The organism is Ruegeria sp. YKSF131 (assembly GCF_059612645.1).
The window spans coordinates 35,746-57,765 of the sequence record NZ_JBXWQZ010000028.1 but is presented as its reverse complement, the minus strand read 5'-3'; the positions used below and the strand labels follow the sequence as shown (position 1 = coordinate 57,765).

Sequence of the window (22,020 nt, the reverse complement as noted above, 5' to 3'; positions counted from 1 at the left end):
GTCGACGGCCTGGCAGCCAACGGCGAAGACGGCAACTCCGAAGTCGAAGCCCGCGTCCGCGCCCAGGTCGCAGATCTCTGCAACCGCTTCCCCATCTACCCGAACCTGTAAGCCGAAAGGTCCCAACCATGAGCTTTCACCCAATTGAACAAGCCCCCGCCCGCCTGAACCGCAGCGAGCTTGCCGTGCCCGGCAGCCAGCCCGGAATGTTTGAGAAGGCCGCGAAATCGGACGTGGATGTCATCTTTCTCGATCTGGAAGACGCCGTCGCGCCCGATGAAAAGGAACAGGCGCGCAGGAACATCATTCAGGCGCTGAACGATATCGACTGGGGCAACAAGACCATGTCGGTGCGGATCAATGGTCTGGATACCCATTACATGTACCGGGATGTCGTGGATGTCGTCGAACAGGCGGGCCAGCGTCTGGACCTGATCATGATCCCAAAAGTCGGGACAGCTGCAGATGTATATGCGGTCGACATGCTGGTGACCCAGATCGAAGACGCCAAGGGATACAAGAAACGGATCGGGTTCGAACACATCATCGAAACCGCGCTTGGTATGCAGAATGTCAGCGCGATCGCGGCCGCATCAAAGCGCAATGAAAGCCTTCATTTTGGTGTCGCGGATTATGCCGCCTCGACTCGCGCGCGGACCACAATCATCGGGGGTGTAAACCCGGACTATTCGGTTCTGACCGACCCGGATGCCGACGGAGGCCGCCTGAACCACTGGGGCGACATGTGGCACTACGCCCTTGCCCGCATGGTGGTTGCGGCGCGCGCCAACGGGCTGCGTCCGATTGATGGGCCTTTTGGCGATTTTCAGGATCCCGACGGTTACAAGGCCGCCGCAAAACGTGCCGCCGTTTTGGGGTGCGAGGGGAAATGGGCCATCCACCCCAGCCAGATCGCACTTGCCAATGAGGTGATGTCGCCCTCGGATGCCGAAGTTACCAAGGCACGGCGTATCCTTGTCGCCATGGCCGAGGCCGAGGCGGATGGGAAAGGTGCCGTGTCTCTGGATGGCCGTCTGATCGACTATGCCTCGATCCGTCAGGCCGAAGTGCTGGTTGAAAAGGCAAGCCAGATCGCTGCGGCCTGATCGCCCGCACCAAAACTGACTTGCGTGGGCGCACTGTCCACGCATATTCTCCAGCGCTTTGACGGGCGGACTACGGCGCTAACATAAATCGGCTGTCCGCGTTTCGCGAAAATTGCCTCCCTAAAACGTTTGTCACATTTTGACCAGCAAACGGATGCTGCCTTAAATCGCTACGACAAAAGCAAGGGATGTTTCCGAGTTCGACACCTGAAACCGGAACCCTGCCAATCCCGGTTCACTGCCCCGACAGGTTTCCGTTCCGAAATGCGGTCGGCGTCTGACCGAACTCGGCCTTGAACGCACGGGTCATGGCACTGGCGTTTTCGTATCCACAGCGCCCCGCGATCTCGGCGATGGATTGTTCCGTATCCTCGGCCAGATTACGCGCGCGGTTCAGGCGCAGACGCCGGTACAGCGCTTGCGGAGTTGTTTTCAGTTCCGCCTGAACACGCGTTTCGAGCCTTTTCTGTGAACATCCGATTTTCCGGGCCACACTCCGGACAGACAGCGGTGCTTCAAGATGCGCCTGCATGACAGTCAGCGCGCGATTGACCAGCGTGTCCTCGGATTTCAAAGGCAGGTCATAATGGCCACGCCCGTTCCGGCTCATGAACAGGTGCTCGACCTCCATCGCCAGCAGCGGGCCGTGATCCCGGCGGATCAAGGTCAGGGCCAGATCGAAGGCTGCCATGGCTCCGGAACAGGTCAGCCGATTGCCATCAATGACAAACCTTTCCCGCACGGCCTCCACCGCCGGAAACCTTTCCTCGAACCGCGAAAACTCGTCCCAATGAATGGTCGCCCTGTGGTCATCCAGCAATCCGGCACTGGCAAGCAGCCAGCTTCCCGTATCCAGCCCGGCCAGATGCTTGTGTTTCTTGGCCGCTGCCAGCACGGCACGCATGGTCGACCGCGTATCCAGCTTCAGGTATCCATATGACGGCATGACAACAAGAAAATCCCCCTGTTGATCGCCGATGGCCCCGTTCGGGGTGACGACAAGGCCGCTTGAGCTTTGAACAGGGTTGCCGTCAAGCGAACAGAAGCGCCACGCATATAACGCCTGCTGCGACAGGGTGTTCGCCGCCCGCAACGGTTCGACCATGTTCGCAAGGCAATGGTTCGAGAACCCGTTGAACAGAAGGACATTGTACTGCTGCGATAATATTTTCGAATTTAGCATGAAACTGATCTATCTCTGCATGTCGTGACCATGAGCGATGGCGTTTGGTTGGTCAACCACCGATCCAGGGAACACGCGCCATGCAGTTTGGTCTGACAGAAGAACAGGACATGATCGTCTCGACGGTCCGCAGCTTTGTAGAAAAAGAAATCTACCCGCATGAAGACGCGGTGGAACGCAGCGGAACGGTCCCGCTGGAGCTTGGCAATGAGATCAAGCAGAAATGTATCGATCTTGGGTTCTATGCCTGCAACTTCCCCGAAGAAGTGGGCGGCGCGGGCCTGTCGCATCTGGATTTTACGCTGGTCGAGCGTGAACTGGGCCGTGGGTCGATGGCGCTGACGCATTTCTTTGGCCGCCCGCAGAACATCCTCATGGCCTGCAACGACGAACAGCGCGAACGCTATCTGCTGCCCGCTGTGCGCGGGGAAAAGATGGACGCCCTGGCGATGACCGAACCGGATGCCGGATCGGACGTGCGCGGCATGAAATGTCAGGCAGTGCGCGACGGTGGCGACTGGGTCGTCAACGGATCGAAACATTTCATCTCGGGCGCGGAACACGCCGATTTCTTCATTGTCTTCGTTGCCACCGGCGTGGATGAGACCCCGAAAGGCCCCAAAAAACGCATCACCACCTTCCTGGTGGATCGCGGCACACCGGGCTTTGAAGTGCGCGACGGCTACAAATCCGTCAGCCACAGGGGTTATAAAAACTGTATCCTGTATTTCGATAATTGTCGCCTGTCTGATGCGCAGGTTCTGGGCGAGGTCGATGGCGGCTTTGCCGTGATGAACGAATGGCTCTACGCGACCCGGCTGACGGTTGCGGCCTTTTCGGTCGGGCGCGCGCGGCGCTGCTTTGATTATGCGCTGAACTACGCCGCCGAGCGCAAGCAATTCGGCCAGCCCATCGGCAAGTTTCAGGGTGTGGGCTTTCAGATTGCCGACATGATCACCGAGATTGACGCCGCCGACTGGCTGACCCTTGCCGCCGCTTGGCGTCTGGATCAGAACCTGCCCGCAAACCGCGAGATCGCCTCGGCCAAGCTCTATGCCTCCGAGGCATTGGCGCGGGTCACCGACACGACGCTGCAAATCTTCGGCGGCATGGGCCTGATGGATGATTTCCCGATCGAACGGTTTTGGCGCGACGCCCGGGTCGAACGGATCTGGGACGGCACGAGCGAGATTCAGCGCCACATCATCAGCCGCGATCTTCTGCGTCCGCTGGGCGCCTGACCATGACCAAAGACCTGACCCGGCTGCTGCGCCCGAAATCCATCGCTGTCATTGGCGGCGGTGCATGGTGCCAACAGGTTATTCTGCAATCCGAACGCATGGGATATGCTGGTCAGATCTGGCCGGTCCATCCCAAGGCTTCTGACATTTCGGGCCACAAGGTTTATGGCCATATCGAAGACCTGCCCGACGCACCTGACGCGGTTTTCATCGGCATCAACCGCCACGCCACGGTTGAAGCGGTTCAAGTCCTGTCCAGCATGGGTGCGGGTGGCGCTGTCTGCTTCGCCTCGGGCTTTTCCGAAGCCGTGGCCGAGGACGACACCGGCGGGGATTTGCAGGATCAACTGATCAACGCGGCCGGTGACATGCCCATTCTGGGCCCGAACTGCTATGGCTTCATCAACGCGCTGGACGGGGCATTGCTGTGGCCGGATCAGCACGGGGTTGTGCCCGTCGACAAGGGCGTGGCGATCCTGACGCAAAGCTCGAACATCTCGATCAACCTGACCATGCAGAAACGCGGGCTGCCGATTGCCTATATGGTGACCTGCGGAAATATGGCTCAGACCAGTCAGGCGCAGATCGCCTCGGCCCTGATCGATGACCCGCGCGTGACCGCAGTGGGCCTGCATATCGAAGGCTTCAAGAACGTCCGCGAATGGGAAGCACTGGCCGCCAAAGCCCATGCAAAAGGCGTCCCGCTGGTTGCCCTCAAGGTCGGCGCATCGGAACAGGCGCAGGCGGCAACCGTTTCCCATACCGCGTCACTGGCGGGCAGCGATGCCGGGGCGCAGGCGCTGCTTGACCGGCTTGGCATTCCACGCCTTTCGGCGCTGCCTGACTTCCTTGAAACACTCAAACTGTTGCACTGCTACGGGCCGCTGCCGGGGGGCAACATCGCCTCGATCAGCTGTTCGGGGGGCGAGGCGAGCCTGATTGCCGATATGGCCGTTGGCACTGGGCTGCAATTTCCACGGCTGAGCGGTGAAAAGCTGACCCGCCTGCGCAGCGCGCTCGGGCCCATGGTCGCGCTGAACAACCCGCTGGATTATCACACCTATATCTGGCGTGACGAACTGGCGATGACGCGGGCTTGGTCGGGCATGACGGGCGACGATATCGACATGACATTCTCGATCGTCGACTACCCGACCACCGACTCCACCGATTGGGCCTGCGCAACGCAGGCAGCGTTGAACGTACGGGCAGAAACCGGCGCCCGGTTCGCGATTGTCGCCACCTTGCCGGAACTTTTACCGGAAGACATCGCACAAAAGCTGATGGTCGGGGGTGTTGTACCCTTCATGGGGCTGCGCGAGGCGCTGTCGGCGACCCGCGCCGCAGGGCAGGTCAAGGCCCCATCCGCAACGCCCGTTTTGCAGCCGGGTATGATGGAACCAACCCAAATCCTGACCGAAGGCGCCTCGAAGGCGGCGCTGGCGGAATGCGGCCTACGCATCCCGCAAAACCGGACGGTGCGGGGCGCGGAAGCTGCCCGTGCCGCAGCGGACCAGATGGAAGGCCCCTTTGCCGTCAAGGGTGTCGGGCTTGCGCATAAATCCGAACACAGCGCCGTTCGGCTGGGCATCCGGGCCGGCGACGTCGCGGCTGTCGCGGCTGATATCGGCACCGAAGACATCCTGATCGAAGAGATGGTCACCGGAACCGTTGCCGAGCTTCTGATTGGCGTGGTGCGTGACCCTGCGCATGGGTTTGTTCTGACCCTTGGGGCAGGGGGCGTGCTGACCGAACTGCTGCGCGACACGGTATCCTTGCTGGTGCCCAGCCCGCCCGGAGACATCCGCTCCGCCCTCGGTCAATTGAAGATCGCCCCACTGCTGGCGGGCTATCGCGGCCAACCGGCGGCTGATATGGATGCGATTGTTGCCGCGGTCGAGGCCGTTCAGACCTATGTCATGCAAAATGCCGACACGCTTGGCGAGGTCGAGATTAACCCGCTCCTGTGCACGCCGGACAAGGCTGTTGCCGTGGACGCCCTGATAAGAAAGGCCTGAGATATGGACCCGATCAAAACCCGCCGCGATGGTTCAATCCTCGAGGTCACGCTGGAACGCCCCAAGGCAAACGCGATTGATCTGATCACCAGCCGCAGAATGGGCGAAGTCTTTGCTGAATTCCGCGACGACCCGGACCTGCGTGTGGCCATCCTGACCGGTGCGGGCGAAAAATTCTTTTGCCCCGGCTGGGATCTGAAAGCTGCCGCCGACGGCGACGCGGTGGACGGAGATTACGGCGTCGGTGGGTTCGGAGGCCTGCAAGAGCTGCGCGACCTGAACAAGCCCGTGATTGCCGCCGTCAACGGTATCGCCTGCGGTGGCGGGCTGGAGCTGGCCTTGTCCGCGGACATGATTCTTGCCGCTGATCACGCCACTTTTGCCTTGCCGGAAATCCGCTCGGGCACTGTTGCGGATGCCGCCAGCGTCAAGTTGCCCAAGCGCATCCCCTATCACATCGCGATGGAGCTGCTGCTGACAGGCCGCTGGTTTGATGCCGAGGAAGCCAACCGCTGGGGTCTGGTGAATGAGATTATTGCCGCTGATCAGCTGATGGACCGCGCGTGGGAACTCGCCCGCCTGCTGGCGTCAGGGCCGCCGCTGGTCTATGCGGCCATCAAGGAAATCGTGCGCGATGCTGAAGACGCCAAGTTTCAGGACGCCATGAACCGCATCACCAAACGGCAATTGCGCAGCGTGGATGTCCTCTATTCCAGTGAGGACCAGCTTGAAGGCGCGCGTGCATTTGCTGAAAAACGTGATCCGGTCTGGAAAGGCAAATAGAAACACGGTGTGTTTGTCGCGCGGATCCGGTAAATTTCCCATTTACTGATCCGCGTCACAGGTGCACAGTTGGGTATGCCTTATTTCGAACGAAAACCATACGTTAGCACGCCGCTTCCGGTCAGCCCGATCGCTCCGCAGCCGGACGCGCAACCGATCTCGGATATCGCACGCCGCGTGCTTGGGGCTGAACGGGGCACGAAACAGCCGCTTGAGGGGCCATTTGCGTGCCGCAAAACTTGCTACCCCGGCGGCACCGCGACCATTTTGCTGTCCTTTGACGCACCAAACGGTGGCGGGCCTGTCGCATTACAGTTCGAACCGGGTGACCTGATCAACCGGAACGGCGACACTCTTCCAGCAAACCGGGTTAATGTTGTTCCCCGGCAAATCCAGCTAAACCCCGGCGAGTCAACGGATGTTGCCGTCATTGTAACCGTGCCGGACCTTGCCGATCCCGGCGAATATCACGGCCGGATTGCCTGCACGGGTACAGTGCAAACTTCGATCCTCGTGATGTATGAGGTGGCGAACGCTCAAACCTGACGGGTTACGAGGTAGTCCATGAAATGGCCCAGAAACGCGCGGGGTACTTCTTCGGTGGCCGCAAAAACCTGCGCAAACTCCTGACGGGCCGAGGCCAGCAAGTCATTGGCCGCGTCCTGTGCATATCTGATGCAGCCATAGTGATCCATGCGATCCAGAACCCAGCCCACATCCTGCGTCGAGCGGCTGTCGCGCGGGTTTGACAGCATATCCGACAGGCGTGCTTTTTCGGGCTCGTCCGCCTGCAAGCTAAGCCGCCCTAGCATCAGCGTGCGTTTGCCTTCGTAGATGTCCCCGCCGATCTCTTTGCCATATTTGTCCTGCGAGCCCACGAGGTTCAGAACATCATCCTGTATCTGAAACGCGGCGCCCAGAAAAAACCCAAACGCGTTGAAATCGTCCAGGTTCAACACCCCGGACGCGACATCATGCGGTCGGGCAATCAGCGCCCCGATGCGCATGGGGTGAATGAAGCTGTACCAGCAGGTCTTTTTCAGACACATCGTCAGATAATCCGATGCATCCACGTTCAGCCGGTTGTCCCGTATCCAGCCAAGCTCCAGTGCCTGACCTTCAATGGACTGCTGCAACAGATGATCAAACTCGTCCACCACGCGCATGCCGGTTTCAGGGCCAAGTGGCCCAAGGTTCTGGCGCAACAGGCGCAGGGCCAGCGATTGCATCCCGTCACCGGTATTGATGGCCAAAGGGACCCCAAGACGCTTGTGCATACACGCGCGCCCGCGCCTGAAATCGCTTTGATCCTCGATATCGTCATGGATCAGAAACGCGTTGTGCAGCAGTTCAAGAACAGCGGCTGACACCCTCGCGGTCTCGCTGTCACCGCCGAAAGCCTCGCAGGTGGCCAGCAACAGTGCGGGCCGCAACCCCTTGCCCGAGGTTTCAATGTAATCTCGCATCGGCCCGTACAAATAGGCCTGCGGCTCGCCCGTCGGCAACAGCTGCAAAAGCGTCTCACGGGCCCGATCCCCGTAAGAGGTCAGCGTTTTTAGAAAATCCTGCTGTGCCGCAGGATCCAAATGTGCTGTGCCAGTGGCCAAAGGGTCATCCCTTCTGGGTGATGATCACACGGGTTTTGGTCTCGTTCCTGCCCGTCTCGGCAAGGTTGGGTCCGGCCGCCGAAAAAGGTGCATCCGTCAGCGGCAAGGCTTTGGACAACACCCCCGACTGGCCGCTGTCCCGGCCCAGATCAAAGGCAACATCCTCTGCAATCTCCTCTCCGGGGATCGGAAGATCAGCCGTCGGCTCGTAGGCCACGATCAGGTCAAGCAGCTCTTTCGGAGGGCAGATCATGCGCAACGCGTCCGCAATCGCAGGGTCTTCGGTAATCCCGCCGGGTTTTGAGTATTCCGTAGCCGGTTTTGCAATGACGGCAAGAGGCCCTTCGCCGCCACGCTCAACACCCACGGAATCCTGTCCCATCCTCAGCGCGGCTTCGACCGCAACCGCAAACCGGTTGTCCCAGGGTAGGCCGGCCTGATAGCGGGCAAAATCATAGGCGCGCAGCGGTTTCAGGATATCCGGCTCGTGCAGATCCCAGATTTGGCAGGGCTCTGCTTTTGATCCGCCGCGTTGCAGGATGGCATTGACCGCCCGACGTGCCGCTTCGTTTGCCCCTTCCATGGTGGCAAGGTCGGTGTAGGTGCGCACATAATCCGACGCCAGCATGAAGTTCGGGATCAACGTGGCCGCCTCAGGGCGCAACCGCCAGCTGTTGATGCGGTTGACCAACAGCGGCTCCACATTGGTTTGGCGCTTGGGGTCGTTGGGATCCTGCACAATATCCGGATCAAGGAACCAGTAATGCATGTCCTCGTCGCGCAGGACGGTCTGGCCATCCACGTTGACGCTGCGCTTGAGCTGTTCCCAAACCTCGTGCGCAATCTCCTCGCGGCTACAATCACGCGCGGTTTTTCCGTTCAGCCCCGGCTTGTCCCATTCCGAGATATCTATTGAAAGCAGGCCCTTGGTCTTGCCTTCTGCCCAGTTTTCAAAGTTGATGGCCGACCAGAACTGCTTTTGTGAAACCGCGGTCAGGGCCCAGGGGCTGTCAATGAAAATGACATGGCCATGGGTCAGTTCAACATCCTTGGTCAGATAGAACTGAATTCCGTTCATCCATTGCACGTCTTCGGCCAGCAGGGGCAGCTTGGCCAGAGACGGGTCGATTGCCGTCATCGCAGGGGTGATGAGGGGCGCGATCCGTTCGATCGGCATCGCACTGATGAACCAATCCCCGGTGACCTGCTTTTCTTCGCCATCCTGTTCAACCGTCGCGCTGACGATGCGGCCATCCTGGCAGTCGATGCCCGTGACCTTTGAGTTGAACTTGTACACGACCCCCTTGCTTTTGAGGTAATCCAGCCACGGTTGTATCCAGACAAGGTTGGTGGGGCCGTTCAACAACCGGTTGCCATGTGGCTCGGGCGTCGCGATACCCAGCTGAAGTTGAACCGCAATGTCGCCCACGGTCTTTGTACTGGCAGTTGTCGCCTTGGCGGCCACCAGCGAACGGGTCAGGCCAATCGCCAGAAACTTCTGATACGCTTCCGAGCGCTGCTCGGCACCGATGAAATCCCACCACCCGATGCGTTCATATTCATCGAACCGGCGCTCCTTGCAGGATGTCGCGATGCGCCACATGCAGGCGATGAAATGTTCGACATCCTCATAGGCGATCTGGTCCCGGGGCGAGAGCGTGAATGCAACCGTCTTGAGCACGTCGGCCACGTCTTTCAGCGTGCGGGGAAACCGTTCGGGAACGATGATGCCTGGGTCATCGAACTGGCTGACCAGAACCTGAGTGGTGGGCATCAGATTATCGTAACAGGTGCCTTTGCCGTAATAGGGCGTGCGTGCCATCGTATCGGTGATATGGCGGTAGAAATTCGGAAAGAACCGGAACCCGTGCTCGCCGGGCAGCCAGGGGCGTTTTACGCCGGGGGGATAACTGGCACCGTCCATCTCGGCCCATTTTTCAAGCGCCTTGATGTGTTTCGCCTTGGACCCGTGATCGCCTTCGCCCTTCATCACGGGGATGCTGCGTGCCTTGCCGCCGGGGATCAGCTGGCGCTCGTGAATCTCGACCTCGTACCCGCGCTCGATCAGCTCATGCGCGGCGCTCATTCCGGCCACGCCACCGCCCAGTATGACAACCTTTTCAGCCATCGGATGTTCCTTTCGCGGAATAGACGTCAAAGCGCAGGGTGATATCGGACAGGCTTGCTTCCCCGACGCCGAAACCCTGCAACCTGTTCATCCAGGCATAATTCGGGTTTGATGTCAGGTATCGCGGTGCCAGCCGGACCGGGGCCGAGGCGGGCAGATTGCCCTTCGCCAGCCCGGCATACCCATCCGGCCCAAAGTCACACACGCCGGTATCTTCAAACAGGATCGGCGCGCCTCCTTCAACCGGTTGAATAAGCGCTCGGGCGTGCAAAAGCCCCACACCGTCGGACCGCACGCGCATCCAGTCGCCCCCCAGCGGATCGATCGTCCCCTTCAGATGAGGCCCGTCAACCGTTCCGCCGTTTTTGATCCCGAAATGCAGCCAGATACCGTCGGGCGTTTCACCCGAAGGATAGAACTCGTCGTTGAACGGCACCACAAACCTGCCCACATGTTCCAGCGCGGGCACTTGCGTGATTGGCTTTGCCGGGCGTGGCGGCGCAGGTTCGGGGGCCTTTCCGCGGCCGGGATCATATTCGCGACCACCGGTCGTCAGCACCGGTCGCCAGGTCAATGTCTTTTCCTGGGTCACAGATGGCAGCATGGCTGCAAACTGCTGAAACCCGGTCTTGGGGTCGCATTGCAAGGGCCAGCCGCGAATGGCGCGCTCGGGGCCGCCATCTTCGGAACAGATCACGCGCACCACGTCATGCGAAGACACGGCGGGTCCGGCTTCGATCAGCACCCGATTAAGCCCATTTTCGTTGATCAGCTCGGACCAACGCAATGTCACGCCCCGGTCTGTAAACTCCCCCATGACCAGATCTCCGGTCAACACGTGATGGTGCAGATCGCCTGTGCTTCCTTGATCCTCAGATGGAATTTCTGCTGAACGCGGAAGATATGTTCGCCGTCAGACGAGGTTTGCAGATATTTCACCGCGATATCCGAAGGCACGACAATCTCGACCGGCGCACCTTGCAGTGATACAAGTGCAGCCTTGTTTGCGGGCAGGGTGCCCGATCGCAGCAGCGGGCCGTCAAGGAACGGAAGAATACTGTCACGCGGCAGCACCATCGAGTTCTCAATCGGCGTGGTCACGGCCTGAAACAGCCCATTGCCCATCACGCAGGCAAAAGGCCCAAGGTATCCGTGAGCTTCCAGTTTATTGATGCCCGCGACCACGGCCTCGAAAACCTCGGGGCCGGAACAGGGCTTTTTCTTCCCGTTGATCGATATGGACTGACCTTCGCCAGCCTCCAACAGCCCCGGATATTTACCGCCCCCGCTGACGGTGTAGATCGGCGGCAGATCGGCAGGTGCGCCACCGGCATGTCTGGGCGCTTCGCCGGTGCCCGGCTGGCCGTTGAAAATGATGTCATCCTCAACCTTGGCCACGACGGCGGCGGCCCGGCGGAACATGATCATGGCCGCGGCCAGTTCCGGATCAGCCACCTGCGCGCCTTTCAGGTAGACGTTGACGGAAACCGTCGTCAGCCGCAGGGTGTCATAATCATTTACTTCCAGACGTTTGGCCGCGCCTGACGCGTTGTCAATCAGACCCAGCTTGTTCAGGGGAACAGATTGCGTGTCCGCTGGCAGCGGCCCATAAAGCGGCAGAATACTCGCAGCCACCCGCGCGCGCAGCGCCTCATCATGGACGGCCTTGTTAACGGCATTCCACTGTTCGGTGTTCCAATCCAATGCATCGGTCATTGTAAATCCCTCTTGGTGATGCTGCCCTGTTTGGCCGGGCAGTCCGTCTCGTTCATTCGGCTTTCGTCAAACTGTCCAGTAGTGCCCCGGCGCGTTGTTCCTGAACAACGGCACCACATTCGCTGGCAAGCGCCAATGCCAGTTCAACCTCGGCAATCGCGCTGTCCCGATCACCCTTGGCAGCAAAGGCCTTGGCCCGCACGCGGTGATATTCCGGTTTGTTCAGCGTTTCTCCTCGTTCCCAACCGGGGGTACACACGGTTTCCAGCCGGTCCAGGGCCTGATCAATATCCCCCTGATCGATCATCAACTCAGACAGAACAATCTGATTCTGTGGAAAAGTAAAGTTTCCACCAGACTTTGAGATCAGGTTCATGCACGCTTCGATATGGGCCGGAACGCCCTCGATGTCGCCTTTTCCCGCCTGCGCAAGACCCATGTAGATATCCTGCATGGCGTGAAGATACAGGAACCCTTCCTCGTCGGCGATCTTGCGGGCTTCCTTCATAGTGACGTCCAGCCGGTCCCATTCGCCTGCGTAGGGCAGGAACATGCTGCACGCGCCCATGATGTAGACAAGGTTGGGCGCGTGGTTCAGTGCCCGGCTGACGTCGATGGCTTTCAAGCGCGCGGCCTCCGCCTCATCGAACTTGCCCTGCTGCCACAGCAGGCACCCCTGAATGGCCAGCAATGACGCCGTGGTCGAGGACTGGGTCATTGGCATCATGGCCATGTCCAGCTCGGGCGTGATCAGGGCAAAGGCACGGTCAAGCTGCTGCTCGCAATCCGCAAATTCCCCACGGAAGTAATGCGTGAAACTCAGCGCGCGGGCTGCCAGCACGTTGGGAACAGTGTCGCCGCTCATACCGGCCATCGCGTCCAGGGCTTGTCCCATCTCCATTGCGCGGTTCATCTGGCCCGCGACAAAGAAATTGGTCCAGCGGCAGAAGGTGGCCGCAAAAAGGGTTTCGCCATCGCCCAAGGCATGGGCAAGCTCCATCGCGCGGGCGGCTGTCTCTCCGACCTGATCGGAGGACCATCCATAAATCGCCATGTAAGCCGGCAGGATATTCATCTGCACCCGAAGCTCGAACCCGTCACGCTCGGCATTGGCGGGCATCGTTCCGATATTGCGCAGGGCCGCGCGAAAGGCAGAGATCGCAGGCAGGTTCGCCAATCGCGACAGGGCTTGTTCACCTGCCGTAAACCAGTTGGACACCGCCTCATCCTTCAACCCGCCATGGTCGCAGTGATGCGCCACGGTATCGGGGGCGGGGCTTCCGAATGCGTTATGTCCGGCCAGCAAGGCCCGGGCGATTTTCAGGTGAACCTTCTGCCGGTCTTCGCGCAGCAGCGAGTTATAGGCCGTATCCTGAACCAGCGCGTGGTTGAACGTATAGGTGGCCGTTCCGGCTTCGCCCGTGATCAGCACAACGCCAGCCGCCATAAGCTGCATCAGCGCGCTTTCCACATCCATGTCTTCCTGCGCCACCGCCTGGATCATCGCCGAGGTGAAACTGCGCCCGATAACAGACCCAAGCTGCGCAATGGGCTTGGCGTTTTCCATCCGGTCAAGACGCGACATCAACGAATCCTGAAGGGTTGCGGGGATACTCAGGGCATCCAGAACCTCGGCGTTGATCGGCGCATCTTGCGGCAGCTGGTCCAGAACCGCCTTGGTCATCTCTTCGATGTAAAGCGGCACGCCATCGGCTTTCTCGACAATCTGCCTGATCAGGATGACCGGTAAACTGTATGGCTCGGCCACGCGCCGGACCAGTTCCGAGGCTTCACTGCTGGCCAGAGGCGTCAGATCGATGCGGGCCGCGCGGCCTTCGTAATGCTCTGGCGGCTCATATTCAGGGCGATGCGACAGGACCACCAGTATCGGGAACCCGTCCAGTCCTGATGCCAGCGCCTCCAGCACGTCCAGCGTGGTTGCGTCAGCCCAGTGCACGTCCTCCACCACCAGCAGCAAGGTGCCGCGCCTGTCGCACAGGCTGCCAATGCTGCGCAACAAAACGTCCAGCGACTTGCGGGCCTTCTTCAGGGGGTCGGGATCCGGCGCTGCGCCCGTTTCGACCCCGGCCATATCCAGAAGAACAGGCAAATCCGTGTCGCTCAGACGAGAGGCGGCCTGAACAAAGTCGGAAATCGCGCGCCGGATGCTATCATCGGACTTGTCGCCTGAAACCCGCCTCAACTCTCCCACGATCGGATGAAGCGGAAGGCTGGCCAGATGCGGAATACACTGCAACGTAAAGGGTTTGACGCCAATTGTTTCAGACAGGGACTTGATCAGCCGCGACTTGCCAATGCCTGCGGCGCCGCCGACAAACGCGAACCTGCCGGACCCCGCCTGTGCATCTTTCCAAAGCTGCGTTAGGACTGAAAGATCGTCGCCCCGGGCGACAAGATCAACAGCTGACTGTCCGACACGCGCATCGAACCGGCTGGTCGCGACGCTTTCGGAAATGGCGCGATAGACAGTGCGCTGATTGTCAAATCCTTTCAGGTTGTGGCTGCCACGGGGCTCGAATTCGAATGCGCCTTGTGTCAACCGCCACGTCTCTGCGGAAACGACCACCTCGCCCGGCTCGGCCAGACCTTGCAGGCGGGATGCGAGGTTCGCGGTTTCACCGACCAGAAAGTCCTGCGACCCAAGACTTGTCGACGAGACCACCCCCACAACGACCATACCGGTGGCAATTCCCGCCCGCAGATCCAGTTTTTCGCCAAACCTGTTTTCAAGGTTTTGTACGGCTTCAATGGTCTCCAGCACGGCGCGAACGGCGCGTTCGGCATCGTCCTCCATGGCTTTTGGATATCCGAAATAGACCATGATCCCGTCACCCTGCCTGTAGGCCAGGTGACAGCCATGCTGTTTCAGGGTGCCGATCGCCGTATCCAGATACAGGTTCATGATCTGCATCAGGTCTTCCGGGTCATACCGCTGGGCCAGCTGCGTGGACCCCACTAGATCGCAGAAAACCAGCGTAAGCTGTCGCCGCTCGGCTTCGGACCTAAGCTCCTGCCGGGTCGATGCCTCCTCAGATTTCAGACGGGCCTGCGCCTTGCGAAACCGCTTTCTTTCGCCAACCGTTAGCCCCAGATCGCGCAGTTCGGGATCTGTCAACTCGTCCAGAATATCATCATCCACGCCTTCCTGCCGAAACAGGGTGGCATGGTTTTCCAGATCAGCCAGTCGAAGAACTTTTGAGATACGCGGCGATGCCTCAAGGACCCCCGTCATCGTTCTGCGCCCCCGCCCATTTTCCTTCTCCCCTTACTCCCCTCAAAACATATTGTATTTGTATAAGCAAAAATAGAGAGGAATTTACGTTCAATCCACATGACGCAGGGACACCATTGTTAACTTGTTATCTGCTGTGGCAGATGTAGCGTTGAAATTCCACTCCACTTTGAGTTTTTCGTGTCAAATCATTGGCTTTCAGTTTCATATTGATTTTTCACGCGCAAAACTGGGCCCGGCATACTGCCTTGCCGCGCGTAATGGGGAAGGGTGTTTTCCCATAGGCGCTAGGGCCTCGTGCGCTTTTATCGAAGTTGTGGAAATGCGAAAATCAGACCCTGCCGATTTTCGACACTGACGCGCGCCTTAAGCGCTTCCCCTACGTCAATAGTCGCGTCGCGTGCGACACAAGCATCCGCTTTGGCGCTGGAAAGTTTACCTGACAGGATACCGGTTCCACCAAATGGGCAGAACCGGTATCTTCTTCAGACGGTTGCGCCTTTCAGGCGGATGGCAGTGCCAAGGCTGCCCGCGCAAAGCCCGACCAGAACCGAGATGCCCAGTTCCACCGCTTCCACATGAGCAAACTGAAAGCCCGCAAAAACCAGCGTTTCCAGCATGCCGACAACGGCCCCCAGTGCCGCGCCCAACCACAGCTTGCGGGTCATCATTCCAAGCGCCAGCCCTAGTATGCCGGGCAGGCCCAGGACATTGGCGCCGATTGTTCCAAGTAAGTCTAGCATGTCCGTCCCCACATCAATTCGAGCTGTTGTTCAGAAACGCGCGAATGTCGTCGCCAGAGGCGGATGCATGTTCCTGCAGAACCTCGCCCTCCACGGCCTCGCTTATTTTCTGGTACTGTTCCAGATAGTTTGCGGGCAGATTATGCGCGATGCCCTGATGGCAGTCGATACATGTCATGCCGGTGTCAATGGCGCGCTGGTGTTCCGACGCGGCCCGTGTTTCCTGAATGGTAAAGTCCATGTAGTCGAAGTTATGACAGTTGCGGCATTCGCGGCTGTCCGATTCCTTCATCTTCTTCCACACGGCCGAAGCCATGCTCAGGCGATGCGCCTCGTATTGCTCGGGTGTGCTGATGGTTCCGGCCAGCTCATGATAGACGTCTTTGACGGCCATGATCTTGGCTTTGATCTTGTGGCTCCATTCATCCGGCACGTGGCAGTCGGAACAGATCGCACGAACGCCGGAATGGTTGTTGTAATGGACCGTTTCGCGATATTCGCCCAGGTTCGTTTCCATCGTGTGGCACGAAGTACAGAATTCTTCGGTATTCGTCAGCTCAAGGGTCCAGTGAAATCCACCCCAGAACAGGATACCGGCCAGAAATCCGGCCAGGACCAGAAAGCCTGAACTGAACAACACCGTCGGCGTCCAGATCGCGTTCCAGAGGCGACCAAGCAAGCCGCGGTTTTCAGGGGAGTCGGCCATGTCGGTGCTCCTTTCAGTCTTGCGTTGGATCAATTGCCGGCGGAGGGCTGGAACACGTTGTCGACCAGCGGCGGGGCGTCGGCCTGCGGTACGTGGCACTGGTTGCAGAAATACCGCGTTCCGGCGATCCGATCCAGTTCGCGGCCTTCGCGGTCCAGATAATGGGTCATCGACAGCGTTGGTGCGTTGCGGTCACCGGCTTTGGTCCAGTCATGGCAGGACAGGCACTGGTTGGTACGGATGTCGATCTGGTACTGTTCGACCGAATGCGGGATCAATGGCGGTTGCTGCCGGTAATTGCGCTGCTGCCGCCCTTCGACATTGCGGTGAATCTGGTCCAGCGGCACCGGCTCATCCACGTCCGCACCACGCAGGGATTCAACCTGAGCAGATTGCGCGACGGCCCAACCGCTCAGCAATAATACGGGTAGAAGGGCAATTCCGCCTGTAACGATCGATTTTTTCATCTTGGCACTCCCCTAGATAGGTCTGGCGGCGCGCGGCTCGGGCGCGGCAACTGGATCGAAAGGTTGGACGACGTGGTCGTCGAACCGGTGAGTAAAGGTAAAGACGTCGACCGCGCAGACATCGATGCAGCGGCCACAATTCGTGCAGTCGGGTGACAGGATCAGCGGGGTACTTCCCGGTTTGCCCTTCAGCGCTGGCGAGATCACCTGATTTTCCGGGCAGATCGCGTAACAATCCATGCAGTCATCGCAGGCGGCGCGGTTTGTGGCGCTGATCCGCAGCAGGCTTTTTGCTCCGATCAGGCCATAGAACGCGCCCACCGGGCACAGGTGCCCGCACCATCCGTGGCGCGAGACGAAGACGTCAAAGACAAAGATGGCGGCGATCAGGGCCCAGACAAAGCCCATTCCAAAGACCAGCCCGCGATGTAGCATGGTGATCGGGTTGATCAGTTCCCACGCAATCATGCCGCTCAGACCCGAAACAAGCAGGACGGTTGCCAGAATCCACAGGCGCGTGCCGCGCTTTGGTTGCCAGCCCTTCGGCAGGTCCAGCTTGCGATGCAGCCAGTTGGCCGCATCCGTCACCGGATTGATCGGGCAGACCCAGGAACAATAGACCCGCCCGCCGATCAGCGCGTAGATCACCAGAACGATCGCCCCGCCGATCAGTGCCGTCACCTCGGGCCAGTGGCCTGCAACCATGCTCTGCAACAGGATGAACGGATCGGTCAAAGGCAGCACGTCCAGCGTCAGCGACCCGGCCAGCGTGCCCTGAACGATCCAGATGCCGAACCATGGGCCCAGCAGAAACAGAACCAGAAAGAACAGCTGGCTTGCACGGCGCAGCAGCAGATAGCGATGCGCGCCGATCCAGCCCTTGCTGGCGATGGCCTCGTGACCTGTGGGCATATCTGTGCGGGCGCTCATTGTCCCACCCCCGGCAGATCATATCCCGGCGCAAAGCCGCCGGGCGTGACCAGATTGTCCGTGCCCGGTCCGGGCAAACGGTCCGGCAGATCGATGATCCCCTCGACCACCGGCGCGCCTTTCGCGGCCTTTTCTTCCCAGCCCTTGCGGTAATGCTCTGCCGAACTGCCCCGCGCCAGCCGGGCAGGCAGCACCTTGATGGCGGCTTCGGGCAGAACACAGCTTTTCTCGCACATGCCGCAACCGGTGCAGCGGTCGGCGTGGACGGTCGGGATGAACATCGCGTGATGGCCCGACCGCGTGTTGTGCGTGGTGTCCAGCGTGATCGCCTCGTCGATGACGGGGCAGACGCGGTAACAGACATCGCAGCGCAACCCGAGGAAGTTCAGGCAGTTCTCCTGATCGACCAGAACCGCGACCCCCATCTTCGCATTGTCGATATTGTCCAACGCGGGGTCCAGTGCCCCGGTCGGACATGCGGCGACACAAGGGATGTCGTCGCACATCTCACAGGGAATATCCCGGGCGGTGAAAAAGGGCGTTCCTGTCGCCACCGCGTCCGAGCCCAACTCGGCCAGTTTCAGGGTATCGTATGGGCAATCCCGCACGCATAATCCGCAGCGGATGCAGGCCGACAGAAACTCCTTTTCCGGCAGCGCGCCGGGCGGGCGCAAAGCCTCGGCTGGCAGGGCGCGGGCGTCGCGGGCCAGATAGGCCAGCACCGTCCCGGCGACCACGCAGCCGCCCGCCGCCCGCGCCGAATCCTGCAGGAACCGGCGCCGCTGCGGCGAAAGGGGTTTGTCGGCAAAAGACATGAGGATTTACCCGTACGATCCTTGTTGCCTATGCGCGCTCGACCTTGCAGGCGCATTTCTTGAAGTCGGTCTCTTTCGACAGCGGGCAGGTCGCGTCCAGCGTCAGCTTGTTGGTCAGCTGGCCTTCATCAAACCACGGCATGAACACCAGACCGCGCGGCACCTTGTTGCGCCCACGGGTCTCGACCCGGCTGGTGACCTCGCCCCGACGGGTGGACAGAACAATCTCCTGACCCCGGCGCAGATCCCGATCCTTGGCGTCCTGCGGATGCATGTAAACCACAGCCGCTGGGTAGGCGCGGTGCAGCTCTGGCACACGGCGCGTCATCGACCCCGAATGCCAGTGTTCCAGCACGCGACCGGTGCACAGCCACAGATCATATTCAGCATCCGGTTCCTCGGCCGCAGGTTCGTAAGGCGCAAAGATGATGCTCGCCTTGCCATCCTTCTTGCCATAGAACTTCACGCCCGCGCCCTCGGGCACATAAGGGTCATAGCCTTCGCGGAAACGATACAGCGTTTCCTTGCCATCCACGACCGGCCAGCGCATACCGCGCGCCTGGTGGTACATTTCGAAAGGCGCCAGATCGTGCGCGTGGCCGCGCCCGAAATTGGCATATTCCTCGAACAGACCCTTCTGAACGTAGAACCCGAAATGCTCGGATTCGTCGTTGTCAAAGCCCTCGGCCGTTTCGGACAGCGGGAACTTGTCGACGCTGCCATTGGCGAACAGAACCTCGTACATGGTCTTGCCGCGATGCTCTGGCATGGTGGCCAGCAACTCTTCGCCCCAAACCTCTTCGACTGTAAAGCGTTTCGAGAATTCCATCACCTGCCACATGTCCGACTTGGCCTCGCCGGGTGCCTTGACCTGCTGCCGCCAGAATTGGGTACGGCGTTCCGCGTTGCCATAGGCACCTTCCTTCTCGACCCACATGGCGGTAGGCAGGATCAGGTCGGCGGACACGGCCGTGACGGTCGGGTAGGGGTCTGATACAGTGATGAAGTTTTCGGGGTTGCGATACCCGGGATAGCCTTCTTCGTTGATGTTCGGTGCGGCCTGCATGTTGTTGTTGCACTGCACCCAATAGGCGTTCAGATCGCCATCCTTCAGCTTGCGGTGCTGCAGCACGGCGTGAAAGCCGGGCTTGGCCGGAATGGTACCCGCAGGCACGTTCCAGGCGGTTTCACAAATCTTGCGGTGCTCGTCATTCATGACAACCATGTCGGCAGGCAGACGGTGGGCAAAGGTGCCAACCTCACGCGCGGTCCCGCAGGCCGACGGCTGACCGGTCAGCGAGAAGGGCGAGTTTCCGGGCTCGGAAATCTTGCCCACCAGCAGGTGCACGTTGTACATCAACGAGTTCACCCACGACCCGCGGGTATGCTGGTTGAACCCCATGGTCCACAGACTCATGACCTTGCGGTTCGGGTCGGCATATTGCTGGGCCAGACGCTCCAGCTTGTCCGCCGGAACACCGGACAGTTCCGAAGTGTATTCCAGCGTGTATTCCGATACCGCCTCGGCATATTCCTCAAAGCTGATCGGTTCCATCTTGCCGACATTGGGGTTCGCGGCCTCTTGTTGCAGCGGATGATTGTCGCGCAGGCCATAACCGATATCGGTGGCTGTTTTGGTGATATTGACGTGGTTCTTGACGAACTCTTCGTTCACCGCGCCATTCTGGATGATGTAATTGGCGATATAGTTCAGGATCGCCAGATCGGTCTGCGGGTTGAACACCATGCCATTGTCGGCCAGCTCGAACGAGCGGTGCTCGAAGGTCGACAGAACATGCACTTCGCATCCCGGCTTGGTCAGGCGCGTATCGGTCAGACGCGACCACAGGATCGGGTGCATCTCGGCCATGTTCGACCCCCACAGAACAAACGTATCCGCGTGCTCAAGGTCGTCATAGCAGCCCATAGGCTCGTCGATGCCGAAGGTGCGGATAAAGCCGACCACGGCCGACGCCATGCAGTGACGCGCGTTGGGGTCGATGTTGTTCGACCGGAACCCGGCCTTCATCATCTTGGCCGCCGCATAACCTTCCCAGACGGTCCACTGACCGGAACCGAACATGCCCACGCTGGTCGGGCCTTTCTTGGCCAGCGCCTCTTTCCACTTGGCAGCCATGACGTCAAAGGCTTCGTCCCAGCTGACCGGTTCAAACTCGCCATTCTTGTCATATTCGCCGTTGGTTTTGCGCAAAAGCGGCGTGGTCAGGCGGTCCTTGCCATACATGATCTTGGACAGGAAATAGCCCTTGATACAGTTCAGACCCCGGTTGACCGGCGCATCCGGGTCGCCCTGCGTTGCGACTACGCGGCCATCCTTGGTGCCCACCAGAACCGAACAGCCCGTACCGCAGAACCGGCAGGCGGCCTTGTCCCAGCGGATATCAGACGCGGCGGCCTGAGCGCTGGCCGAACCAGCGGCCAGTGGGATGCCGGCAGCCGAGGCCGTGGCAGCCGCTGCGGACGCTTTCAGGAATGTACGACGGGATTCAGAGATGGTCATTGCATGGGCCTCCTGCTGGACGGTTGGCTTGGAGCATCAGGACGCGGAGCAACCTCCGCGGGATCTTCGAAATGGTGATAGGTCAGCGACAATGAGATCACGCCGGGGATCTGGTGCAGATCCATGATGGTTTCCGAGGCCAGCCGGTCGGCTGTATCCTCGACAACCACGACGAACCGGCCATCCTCGGCCTCCGCATGAAGCTCGACGCCATCGGTGCCGGTTATCGCCGCGCGCGCGGCGTCGGTGTGATCGGGGGCGATGTGGACAAGACAGCCACAGATATTCATTGGGTCACCTCCGGGTGCAAAGGGGCGGGGCGGTGCATCGTGATGGCCCCGGCAGGGCAGGCGGCAGAACATATGCCGCATCCGATACAGGTTTCGGTTTCAAGCGCCGGTTCAGCCCGCCCGCCCAGTTGCAGGCGAAAGCGGATGGCTTCCTGTTCGCAAGTGTCCTGGCACAGGCGGCAGCTCACCCCGTTCATCGACAGGCAGCTTGCGGCCTCGATCCGTGCGCGCCACGGCCACTCGGCCACACGCTCGGGCAACAGCGCCGGGGTCGGGCAGATTTCGGCACATGCACCGCATAAGGTGCAGCCGCCTGCGGAAAGATCCAGAACCGGAAAGCCGCTGTCGTCGAATGTGATGATGTCTTCCGGGCAGGCCCCGGCGCAGTCTTCACAGCCTGTGCACAGATCGGCAAAGCCTGTCACGCCCGCGCCCGGCGGTCGAATCGCATCAGGATCCTCCCGTAGGATACGTGCGCTCAGAAAAGCGCGTCTGCTGGTCAACTGGCTCATG

Annotated in this window: 19 protein-coding genes; 5 read left to right on the top strand and 14 right to left on the bottom strand. The window is 60.1% G+C overall.

Annotated features, from left to right (window positions below; all coding sequences use genetic code 11):
• The first annotated feature begins 128 nt into the window (after nt 1-128).
• Complete coding sequence (locus tag AC2FLZ_RS12095; RefSeq protein ID WP_496716277.1) at nt 129-1,106, top strand: HpcH/HpaI aldolase/citrate lyase family protein; 978 nt, start codon at nt 129-131, stop codon at nt 1,104-1,106.
• A gap of 235 nt (nt 1,107-1,341) precedes the next feature.
• Here AC2FLZ_RS12095 and AC2FLZ_RS12090 read toward each other — a convergent pair whose 3' ends face one another.
• Nucleotides 1,342-2,289, bottom strand: coding sequence for a GlxA family transcriptional regulator (locus AC2FLZ_RS12090; protein ID WP_496882211.1), 948 nt, complete (start codon nt 2,287-2,289; stop codon nt 1,342-1,344).
• 80 nt (nt 2,290-2,369) lie between these two features.
• On the opposite strand from AC2FLZ_RS12090, the gene AC2FLZ_RS12085 reads away from it, so the two are divergent.
• From AC2FLZ_RS12085 to AC2FLZ_RS12070, 4 genes are all read left to right on the top strand, one after another.
• Nucleotides 2,370-3,530 carry an acyl-CoA dehydrogenase family protein gene (locus AC2FLZ_RS12085; RefSeq protein ID WP_480520441.1) on the top strand — a complete coding sequence of 387 codons (1,161 nt, stop codon included), beginning with the start codon at nt 2,370-2,372 and terminating at the stop codon, nt 3,528-3,530.
• A 2-nt stretch (nt 3,531-3,532) separates the two neighbouring features.
• Nucleotides 3,533-5,548 (top strand): acetate--CoA ligase family protein, encoded by a 2,016-nt coding sequence (locus AC2FLZ_RS12080; RefSeq protein WP_496882210.1) that lies wholly within the window; start codon nt 3,533-3,535, stop codon nt 5,546-5,548.
• Between the two features lie 3 nt (nt 5,549-5,551).
• A complete protein-coding gene (locus AC2FLZ_RS12075; RefSeq protein ID WP_480623125.1) occupies nt 5,552-6,331 on the top strand; it encodes a carnitinyl-CoA dehydratase in 780 nt (259 codons plus the stop codon).
• 75 nt (nt 6,332-6,406) lie between these two features.
• Nucleotides 6,407-6,877, top strand: coding sequence for a hypothetical protein (locus AC2FLZ_RS12070; protein WP_496882209.1), 471 nt, complete (start codon nt 6,407-6,409; stop codon nt 6,875-6,877).
• Here the strand turns inward: AC2FLZ_RS12070 and AC2FLZ_RS12065 are convergent.
• The 13 genes from AC2FLZ_RS12065 to napF all read right to left on the bottom strand — a co-directional run bounded on the left by AC2FLZ_RS12065 (nt 6,868) and on the right by napF (nt 22,019).
• Entirely contained in the window at nt 6,868-7,938 is a 1,071-nt protein-coding gene (locus tag AC2FLZ_RS12065; RefSeq protein WP_496882208.1) for a polyprenyl synthetase family protein, read from the bottom strand. The two genes, AC2FLZ_RS12070 and AC2FLZ_RS12065, sit on opposite strands and share 10 nt — an antisense overlap.
• 4 nt (nt 7,939-7,942) lie before the next feature.
• Nucleotides 7,943-10,066, bottom strand: coding sequence for a hydroxysqualene dehydroxylase (locus AC2FLZ_RS12060; RefSeq protein ID WP_496882207.1), 2,124 nt, complete (start codon nt 10,064-10,066; stop codon nt 7,943-7,945).
• Nucleotides 10,059-10,883 carry a DUF3237 domain-containing protein gene (locus tag AC2FLZ_RS12055; protein WP_480494059.1) on the bottom strand — a complete coding sequence of 275 codons (825 nt, stop codon included), beginning with the start codon at nt 10,881-10,883 and terminating at the stop codon, nt 10,059-10,061. Before AC2FLZ_RS12055 ends, AC2FLZ_RS12060 begins: the two co-directional genes overlap by 8 nt.
• Nucleotides 10,884-10,897: 14 nt before the next feature.
• Nucleotides 10,898-11,782 (bottom strand): encapsulin, encoded by an 885-nt coding sequence (locus AC2FLZ_RS12050; protein ID WP_480555386.1) that lies wholly within the window; start codon nt 11,780-11,782, stop codon nt 10,898-10,900.
• Between the two features lie 52 nt (nt 11,783-11,834).
• Nucleotides 11,835-15,035 carry an adenylate/guanylate cyclase domain-containing protein gene (locus AC2FLZ_RS12045; protein ID WP_496852840.1) on the bottom strand — a complete coding sequence of 1,067 codons (3,201 nt, stop codon included), beginning with the start codon at nt 15,033-15,035 and terminating at the stop codon, nt 11,835-11,837.
• Nucleotides 15,036-15,520: 485 nt separating this feature from the next.
• Complete coding sequence (locus AC2FLZ_RS12040; protein ID WP_480520455.1) at nt 15,521-15,778, bottom strand: hypothetical protein; 258 nt, start codon at nt 15,776-15,778, stop codon at nt 15,521-15,523.
• Between the two features lie 13 nt (nt 15,779-15,791).
• The gene (locus AC2FLZ_RS12035) at nt 15,792-16,484 is read right to left on the bottom strand and encodes a NapC/NirT family cytochrome c (protein WP_480477415.1); all 693 of its coding nucleotides are present in this window, start codon (nt 16,482-16,484) and stop codon (nt 15,792-15,794) included.
• Between the two features lie 29 nt (nt 16,485-16,513).
• Nucleotides 16,514-16,951 (bottom strand): nitrate reductase cytochrome c-type subunit, encoded by a 438-nt coding sequence (locus AC2FLZ_RS12030; protein ID WP_480477413.1) that lies wholly within the window; start codon nt 16,949-16,951, stop codon nt 16,514-16,516.
• Between the two features lie 12 nt (nt 16,952-16,963).
• Nucleotides 16,964-17,881 carry a quinol dehydrogenase ferredoxin subunit NapH gene (napH, locus tag AC2FLZ_RS12025; RefSeq protein WP_480477411.1) on the bottom strand — a complete coding sequence of 306 codons (918 nt, stop codon included), beginning with the start codon at nt 17,879-17,881 and terminating at the stop codon, nt 16,964-16,966.
• A complete protein-coding gene (gene napG, locus AC2FLZ_RS12020) occupies nt 17,878-18,696 on the bottom strand; it encodes a ferredoxin-type protein NapG (protein ID WP_496882206.1) in 819 nt (272 codons plus the stop codon). The genes napH and napG overlap by 4 nt, the downstream gene beginning before the upstream one ends.
• Before the next feature lie 28 nt (nt 18,697-18,724).
• Nucleotides 18,725-21,217: a nitrate reductase catalytic subunit NapA gene (gene napA / locus AC2FLZ_RS12015; protein ID WP_496882205.1), complete on the bottom strand. Its 2,493-nt coding sequence runs from the start codon at nt 21,215-21,217 to the stop codon at nt 18,725-18,727.
• On the bottom strand, nt 21,214-21,507 hold the full coding sequence (locus tag AC2FLZ_RS12010) for a chaperone NapD (RefSeq protein WP_480520465.1): 294 nt from the start codon (nt 21,505-21,507) through the stop codon (nt 21,214-21,216). The genes napA and AC2FLZ_RS12010 overlap by 4 nt, the downstream gene beginning before the upstream one ends.
• Nucleotides 21,504-22,019: a ferredoxin-type protein NapF gene (gene napF / locus AC2FLZ_RS12005; RefSeq protein WP_480520467.1), complete on the bottom strand. Its 516-nt coding sequence runs from the start codon at nt 22,017-22,019 to the stop codon at nt 21,504-21,506. The genes AC2FLZ_RS12010 and napF overlap by 4 nt, the downstream gene beginning before the upstream one ends.
• Nucleotide 22,020 lies beyond the last annotated feature (1 nt).

Bases quoted from the DNA above. Each gene is read 5' to 3' on its own strand.
- AC2FLZ_RS12085 (WP_480520441.1), top strand. From the start codon at position 2,370: ATGCAGTTTGGTCTGACAGAAGAACAGGACATGATCGTCTCGACGGTC.
- AC2FLZ_RS12030 (WP_480477413.1), bottom strand. From the start codon at position 16,951: ATGAAAAAATCGATCGTTACAGGCGGAATTGCCCTTCTACCCGTATTA.
- AC2FLZ_RS12040 (WP_480520455.1), bottom strand. From the start codon at position 15,778: ATGCTAGACTTACTTGGAACAATCGGCGCCAATGTCCTGGGCCTGCCC.
- AC2FLZ_RS12035 (WP_480477415.1), bottom strand. From the start codon at position 16,484: ATGGCCGACTCCCCTGAAAACCGCGGCTTGCTTGGTCGCCTCTGGAAC.
- AC2FLZ_RS12060 (WP_496882207.1), bottom strand. From the start codon at position 10,066: ATGGCTGAAAAGGTTGTCATACTGGGCGGTGGCGTGGCCGGAATGAGC.
- napA (WP_496882205.1), bottom strand. From the start codon at position 21,217: ATGACCATCTCTGAATCCCGTCGTACATTCCTGAAAGCGTCCGCAGCG.
- napG (WP_496882206.1), bottom strand. From the start codon at position 18,696: ATGTCTTTTGCCGACAAACCCCTTTCGCCGCAGCGGCGCCGGTTCCTG.
- AC2FLZ_RS12095 (WP_496716277.1), top strand. From the start codon at position 129: ATGAGCTTTCACCCAATTGAACAAGCCCCCGCCCGCCTGAACCGCAGC.
- napH (WP_480477411.1), bottom strand. From the start codon at position 17,881: ATGAGCGCCCGCACAGATATGCCCACAGGTCACGAGGCCATCGCCAGC.
- AC2FLZ_RS12055 (WP_480494059.1), bottom strand. From the start codon at position 10,883: ATGGGGGAGTTTACAGACCGGGGCGTGACATTGCGTTGGTCCGAGCTG.
- AC2FLZ_RS12090 (WP_496882211.1), bottom strand. From the start codon at position 2,289: ATGCTAAATTCGAAAATATTATCGCAGCAGTACAATGTCCTTCTGTTC.
- AC2FLZ_RS12050 (WP_480555386.1), bottom strand. From the start codon at position 11,782: ATGACCGATGCATTGGATTGGAACACCGAACAGTGGAATGCCGTTAAC.
- napF (WP_480520467.1), bottom strand. From the start codon at position 22,019: ATGAGCCAGTTGACCAGCAGACGCGCTTTTCTGAGCGCACGTATCCTA.
- AC2FLZ_RS12080 (WP_496882210.1), top strand. From the start codon at position 3,533: ATGACCAAAGACCTGACCCGGCTGCTGCGCCCGAAATCCATCGCTGTC.
- AC2FLZ_RS12070 (WP_496882209.1), top strand. From the start codon at position 6,407: ATGCCTTATTTCGAACGAAAACCATACGTTAGCACGCCGCTTCCGGTC.
- AC2FLZ_RS12045 (WP_496852840.1), bottom strand. From the start codon at position 15,035: ATGACGGGGGTCCTTGAGGCATCGCCGCGTATCTCAAAAGTTCTTCGA.
- AC2FLZ_RS12075 (WP_480623125.1), top strand. From the start codon at position 5,552: ATGGACCCGATCAAAACCCGCCGCGATGGTTCAATCCTCGAGGTCACG.
- AC2FLZ_RS12010 (WP_480520465.1), bottom strand. From the start codon at position 21,507: ATGAATATCTGTGGCTGTCTTGTCCACATCGCCCCCGATCACACCGAC.